The sequence below is a fragment of the Microcystis sp. BLCC-F209 genome (assembly GCF_041928595.1).
Lineage (GTDB): Bacteria > Cyanobacteriota > Cyanobacteriia > Cyanobacteriales > Microcystaceae > Microcystis.
This window is the reverse complement of record NZ_JBHFLL010000117.1, coordinates 1-6,689: the sequence shown is the minus strand read 5'-3', so window position 1 is coordinate 6,689 and position 6,689 is coordinate 1. Positions and strand designations below refer to the sequence as shown.

Here is a 6,689-nt window from a genome sequence, read left to right as displayed (position 1 = left end):
TTGACGATTAGCTTTGATTGAGGGAGCTAATTTTCCTTGTTTTCTATTTGAGAATCGTTTTTGTCGATGCGCTCTTAGATTAAAAGGAAGTTCTAAGTGAGTCTTCCAAAGAGTAAAAAGAGAGGATTGAACGCCAATTCCAGAGAATAATTTACCTGGGTCAATACCAATAGCAATCGGTTGGGTTTTGTTATCGGAAGGTTCATCGGTTAGCTGGACATAGAAAATATCTAAGTCGTTGAATTTACCGATAGCTTTTCCTTCCTTAATCCACCGCCTGGCCCGACTGGGTTTAGTGGGCATCAACGGTTTTCCGTCTTTTGAGATAACAGGAACTCTTGCCATGGAGATAATCCTTAAGAGTAAAGTTAAAGTCCCTTTCCGCAACACAATCCAGATGTCTTGTCTAACAACGCTTTACCAATAAAGCTGAGAGGTAATCCGAACTAGGGAAGTATTCGGAAGTCTGGGCCAGATTGCGTCTCGATGCGGTAGTCTCTACTTGCGTCGCCTAAATTGGTTTAGGCAAGCCCCGTCGCTTTTAGGGCGGGGTTAGTGACAATTATCCCTTGCTACGCCAGACTAAGAGCATTATAATCCCTATCTCGCTCGATCGACTACAAAAGATAGCTTCGCACCGCTGCTACTAGCCTTTCTGTCCAAAAATTGGCTAATTCTAGGGTTTCTGCTTCCACCATCACCCGAATTAACGGTTCTGTCCCGGAAGCTCGTACCAAAATCCTGCCTTTTTCTGCCATAGCTGTCTCCGCTTGGCGGATCTCTCGGTGCAAAGGTTCACATTGCTGCCAATTACCTCGCACTTCTCTATCCTCCACCCGCACATTGCGTAAAATCTGCGGATAGGTGACAAAGCTATGATCGACTAGATTAGCCAAGGAAACCCCCGATTTCCGCACTAAAGCCGCTAAATGTAGGGCGGTTTGCATTCCATCCCCAGAAACCCCGTAATGATGGCAGAGGATATGACCGGATTGTTCACCCCCTAGCATGGCTCCAGTTTCCCACATCTGCGCCTGAACGTGCTGATCGCCCACGGCAGTACGCAAGAATTGCCCCCCCAGTTTTTGCCAAGCGCGTTCAAAGCCTAAATTAGCCATCACCGTTGCCACTAATAACCCATCCGGTAGCCGTCCGGCTTCTAAGAGGGAACGACCCCAAAAATAGAGGATATAATCGCCATCTACTACTCTACCTTGACTATCCACGGCCAGGACCCGATCGGCATCGCCATCGAAGGCAAACCCCAAATCCGCTTGCTGATTGATTACCGCCGCCTGTAGGCTTTCTAAATGGGTAGAACCACAATTAATGTTAATGCGATCGCCATCGGCTCGCTCGTGTAGGCAGATAACTTCCGCCCCCAAAGCTTGGAATACTAAAGGTGCTAGGTTAACAGCTGCCCCCCAAGCTAGATCTAAAACTATTTTTAATCCCGATAGGTTAATATCCGTCCCGACGGAATCAATGACAGCTTGATAATACTTTTGGATTAATTCGGGACAAAAAGTCGCTTTTCCCCAATTTTCCGGTTTATCCGCTAATTCTAAATTGCCCCTTAAACCCGCTTCTATCTGTGCCGCTAAAGTGCCGGATAATTTTAAACCGCTACTGTCAAAAAATTTAATGCCGTTATCTTCGGGAGGATTATGACTGGCAGAAATCATTATCCCCCCCATCGCTTCGCTTTCTCTGGTTAAATAGGCGACGCAGGGAGTGGGACATAATCCCAGTTGCCAGACTTCTATTCCCGCCCAAGTTAACCCCGCAGTGATAGCATTGGCTAACATATCACTGGAATTACGCGAATCTTGACCGATAATTACCGGTTTGGTGACACCAGCCTGATTTTTTAATACCTGTCCCGCCCAAAATCCGATTTGTAGCGCTAGGGGGGCAGTTAATAATTCTCCCACCTGGCCACGAATTCCGTCCGTGCCAAACAGGGGGGATGGCGGCAATTCGATCAAACCCCCTAAGGATAACAGAGGATGCGATCGAGTTTTTTGTCCATTTTGATACGATAGAGACGCTACCATGGCCGATTCTTTTCCTCACACAACACAATCAGAGGATAACATGATCACCGATTTTTTAAAATTAATGTTCCCAGTTGACCTTAATCCTCCTCCCGGAGTTCCTGACACTGTAGGGTGTGGGGTGTGGGAATTATAAATTATGAATTATGAATTATGAATTATGGCTCTACCGAACCTGTCATGCAAAACTATCAACAACTCATGCTTGTAAAGCTTGTATAGCAGGGCTTTGAGTTTTTGTTAGATTGATATTTATCAACTTTAGAGCATTGCTGGGCAGAGAGGGTGCTTGAGGAATTTTCTACAGTGTAAGTTCGGAAGAACCTGAATTATGAATTATGAATTGGGGTGTGGGGAAGTGGGGAAGCTGTCTCATCACCCTATCACCCCAAAACCCTATCACCCCAAAACCCTATCACCCCAAAACCCTATCACCCCAAAACCCTATCACCCCAAAACCCTATCACCCCAAAACCCTATCACCCCAAAACCCTATTTCCTATCTCCTGTCTCCTGAATCCTGAATCAAGATTGTGGATTTTTGCCGGAGGTCTAAGCAAGGAACCGAGGTTATTTGGTAAGCTAAAACGGTAATCTTGACCCCCGAATGCCCGTGCTGATCAGTGTTGTCATCCCTACCTACAATCGCCAAGCAATCTTAAAAAAATGTTTACTCGCCCTAGAAAATCAGCGTTTAACCGATAATAAGGTGGAAAACTACGAAATAGTCCTTGTCGATGATGGTTCTAGCGATGGGACGCTCGCCTGGCTAGAAAGTCAGAAAGCCAATTTACCCCATCTGCAACTGTGGCCACAGGATCACGGCGGACCAGCGATCGCTAGGAATCTGGGGGTAGAAAAAGCTCGCGGTGATACGATTATTTTTATCGATAGCGATCTGGTAGTGACAGAAAATTTTTTGCAAGCCCACGCCGACGCTTTAACCGCCGGGGCAGCCAGTCTCGGCAGCGATCGCTTATTTACCTACGGCAGCGTCATTAACACCTGTAACTTCGAGCATCCCACCAGTGAACCCTATAAAATCACCGACTTCTCCGCCGCCTATTTTGCCACGGGCAACGTGGCGATCGCCAAAAAATGGTTATTAGCGGCGGGATTATTCGATACGCAGTTTCAACTCTACGGTTGGGAAGACTTGGAATTAGGGGTGAGATTGAAGCAATTAGGACTAAAATTAATCAAATGTCCGGAAGCGGTCGGTTATCATTGGCATCCCCCCTTTAATCTCGCCCAAATTCCCAATCTCATCGATAAGGAAATTCAACGGGGACGGATGGGAGTGCTTTTTTATCAAAAACATCCCACCTGGGAAGTGCGGATGATGATTCAAATGACTTGGATTCACCGACTTTTGTGGGGTTTACTTTCCCTAGGCGGAACCCTGAATGAACGCAGCCTCTCCCCGCTGTTACAATGGTTAATCGATCGAGGTAAACCGCAATTAGCCCTAGAAATTGCCCGCATTTTTCTCAATTGGTACAACGTGCGCGGCGTTTATCAAGCTTATCGGGAAATGCAGCCTCAGTGAAATGTCTTGCCAAACACCGATGCGGTGTGACAGCATTTAGCATTGACAACCGACCCCCTAAAACTAGAGACTTTGTACCTCACCATCAAGATAACTGCCGTAAAGGTGAACATTGGCTGATAAAAAAGTTAATATTGGCTTTCTTTTTCCGATAATTGCTGCCACAATCAAAAGCAATCGCCATAGAGAGCGGCGGAAAATACCGACCACATTTGCCCCTTGTGAATTATCCTCTGAGATTGGGCATATTAGAAGTAAATTTTCCTAGAGGAGGAATCCCATCATGAATATCTTCGATATTTTAATCGGTTTTGTCGGTGGCGGTGCGATCGGGGGTGGGGCTTTATATGCCCTGCAAGAGGGAAAAATCAGGGAAGCACTGCAAAAATATGAGAAAATTCGGGCGGCTTTAGGTGAAACCGAAGCAGAGTTAAAAGACAGCAAAGGACAGTTTGGCAATATCGAAGCCACCTATAGAGAAGAATTGGCTAAATTGCAAAAAGAGTTAGAAGATAGCCAAGGACGTTTAGCAGAGGCAGCCAGCGCAACTGCCGCTCCAGCCGTGGAAACTGCCCATACAACCGAAATTCAGGAACTTCAACGGCAATACGAAGCTAGAATCGAGGAATTGCGCCAAAGCTATCAAAGTCAAATAGAAGGGATTATAGAAGGCAAGCAAGCGGAAATAGAAGCCCTGCGTCAAAGTCAACAGGAGCAGATTCTAGAATTAGAAAATGGCTATCAGTGGCAAATTCAACAACTAGAACAGGGTTATCAAAGTCAACTGTTAGAACTAGAAAACGCCCGCCAAACCGTATTGGATGAGCGAACCCCTGAAATTGTCGAACCCTGGGATGATTTCCCCGATAACCCCAGTGCCGAAGAAATCAATCCTTTTGAGGGTTTTATCACGGAAGAAACCCTAGGATTAGAACCAGAATTTGCCCCCGAAACACCCCTAGAAACGCCCGTTTCCCCCTCAGAATTCACTGGGGAAATGAATCCCTTTGATGGTTTTATCACGGAAGAAACCCTGGGATTAGAACCGGAATTTGCCCCCGAAACACCCCTAGAAACGCCCGTTTCCCCCTCAGAATTCGCCCCAGTAATGGAGACATTTGAGGGTTTAAACAGCAGGGAAGAAACCTTAGTTTCTCCAGAAATGACCGAGAGCGAAGATTTTCCCGTCATGGAAGAACCAGCAATCTCTAGCTGGGAAATGTCCGCTGCTGAGATAGAATTTTTCAACAGTCTAACATTAGAGGAAGAAACTAGAACGATCGCTAGTCTAGAAGAATTATCGGGTAATTACGATCAGAGCTTCAGTCAAGAAACCGTTAGCAGTAACACCAGTTACTCCGATTTATTAGCCACCGACCCAGACAAATTCGCCGATAACCAAAATTTTCTAGATGACTTATTTGCCGATACTGCTGACGGCAATGGACTCGAATTCTTCGATTCTTTTGCCGAAGAAACCCCTACAGTTGCATCTAAGGGACGAAATGTTGCTTCTGTTGCGAGTGACCAAGAAGAACTAGATTTCTTCAGTATGTTGGATAATGAAGAAATTGGCAATCTAGAATCCCTTGAGGAAGAACTGTCCCTTGATGATCTATTTAGCGATGATTTATTCTCCGATGGGGACAATAGCAAAACCACGACGCTAGAATCTCATCAGTAGGCCGATTGCCCGCTATGAAGGCAGAAGACAGAATTTCTTCTCCACCCGATTTCTGGCTTCTGACTTTCTCAATATGTGGGCGATGTCCCCCTGTCCACCTATTCCTCTAACATAAAAAAATAAAAAAATTGTATCAAAAGTAACAGAAGCTGGCAAAAAAAACAAATAGGATAGAAAAGGGTGCTATGCGCCCACTTGACTCTAGCTAAATCTTATTTTAAGGAGATTTCCCTGTGAAACTCGCTATTACACATCTTGTTTTATCCACCGCCACTTTCGGCCTAATGTTGGCTGTGCCGCAGAACGCCCAAGCCTCAGGCCTGATCCGTAATGTCGCTGCCAACGTAGTAACTGGTGGGACTGGATTCGGTGGTATAGGTCTTACCACCAACGGAGCCGGGCTAATAGGTCCGCCAGTTGACCGGCCAACTCTGACGGGAGATCACAGTGCGACTAGTAATACTAATTCTTGGCGTTCAGCAAACCTGAACGCCGGTACTATCGGACAAGCTGTTATCGAGTTTACTTTCCCTCGTGTCTACAATCTGGCTGGGTTTAGTTTCTGGAACCTTGGTAGTACCACAACGTTAGCCAGTCAGGGAATTAATGGCGTGAAGATTGAATACTTAAAGGAGAATGTTTGGACCCCTCTGATTGGTGCTCCTATTTCCTTCCTCAGAGGTTCGACGGCAGGTAATACACCGGTAGAGACGTTCAATTTTACCCCAGTCTTTACGACTAAGGTTAAATTTAGCAACATGACTAACCATGGAGGGATTGGTACTAACTATCGTCTCGGTTTCAATGAGATTCAATTTAGATCAATCCCCGAACCTTCCACCACCCTGGCTCTGTTAGCCTTGGGTTTAGCGGCTGTTGGTCTGAGAAAAAGAATTTAATTTTTGGATGGTAGGTGGGGTTATGGGATAACACCGGGTAACCAATCTACTCACTTAGAGCAACCAACAGGGAGAAGTCTAAATCTTAGGTAAAGTTGCGTCAATGGTGGTTGGAGCAACAAGGGTGTCAGGAAAGTTCTAGGAACTGTCGCCCGTCCCTAGCTGATTTGAGATTTTTCCAATCGGGACACAAGGGATAAAAACTTATTAAGGTTGATAATTACCCCTTGCTAGGGGAATTTTTTTGCTGGAAAATAACGTTCGCCCCCAGCCCAGCCGAGGACCTCTACATGGCACCCATGGCCGAGAAAAATCATAAAAACAGCCCTAGAGTTTCTGGCGAGTGCTATAAAGGTAAATAGGGTTTGCTGAAAAAGTACGGGCGAAGCATTCGGGCAATAACCTATCGGTGAAACCGTAGATTTTTTATCCGAATGCTTCGCCCCTACAGGACGCGGGCCGATGAAGACGCAAGGTTTTGAAGCACGATTCTCTCAAAA

Annotated in this window: 6 protein-coding genes; 3 read left to right on the top strand and 3 right to left on the bottom strand. The window is 45.9% G+C overall.

Annotated elements, in window-relative coordinates; genetic code table 11:
• Nucleotides 1-345: RRXRR domain-containing protein (locus ACE1AQ_RS07465; RefSeq protein WP_374808159.1), on the bottom strand; the 345-nt coding region annotated here is incomplete at its 3' end.
• A 272-nt stretch (nucleotides 346-617) separates the two neighbouring features.
• Complete coding sequence (gene glmM, locus ACE1AQ_RS07460; protein ID WP_374808158.1) at nucleotides 618-2,057, bottom strand: phosphoglucosamine mutase; 1,440 nt, start codon at nucleotides 2,055-2,057, stop codon at nucleotides 618-620.
• A 607-nt stretch (nucleotides 2,058-2,664) separates the two neighbouring features.
• Between glmM and ACE1AQ_RS07455 the strand changes: the two genes are divergently transcribed.
• Nucleotides 2,665-3,606 carry a glycosyltransferase family 2 protein gene (locus ACE1AQ_RS07455; protein WP_008200556.1) on the top strand — a complete coding sequence of 314 codons (942 nt, stop codon included), beginning with the start codon at nucleotides 2,665-2,667 and terminating at the stop codon, nucleotides 3,604-3,606.
• A 63-nt stretch (nucleotides 3,607-3,669) separates the two neighbouring features.
• On the opposite strand, the gene ACE1AQ_RS07450 is transcribed toward ACE1AQ_RS07455, so the two are convergent.
• The gene (locus ACE1AQ_RS07450; protein ID WP_157221738.1) at nucleotides 3,670-3,816 is read right to left on the bottom strand and encodes a hypothetical protein; all 147 of its coding nucleotides are present in this window, start codon (nucleotides 3,814-3,816) and stop codon (nucleotides 3,670-3,672) included.
• A 73-nt stretch (nucleotides 3,817-3,889) separates the two neighbouring features.
• Between ACE1AQ_RS07450 and ACE1AQ_RS07445 the strand changes: the two genes are divergently transcribed.
• Together ACE1AQ_RS07445 and ACE1AQ_RS07440 are read left to right on the top strand one after the other, a co-directional pair.
• Complete coding sequence (locus tag ACE1AQ_RS07445) at nucleotides 3,890-5,290, top strand: hypothetical protein (protein ID WP_008200558.1); 1,401 nt, start codon at nucleotides 3,890-3,892, stop codon at nucleotides 5,288-5,290.
• 233 nt (nucleotides 5,291-5,523) lie between these two features.
• Nucleotides 5,524-6,189 carry a PEP-CTERM sorting domain-containing protein gene (locus tag ACE1AQ_RS07440; RefSeq protein WP_110543539.1) on the top strand — a complete coding sequence of 222 codons (666 nt, stop codon included), beginning with the start codon at nucleotides 5,524-5,526 and terminating at the stop codon, nucleotides 6,187-6,189.
• Nucleotides 6,190-6,689 lie beyond the last annotated feature (500 nt).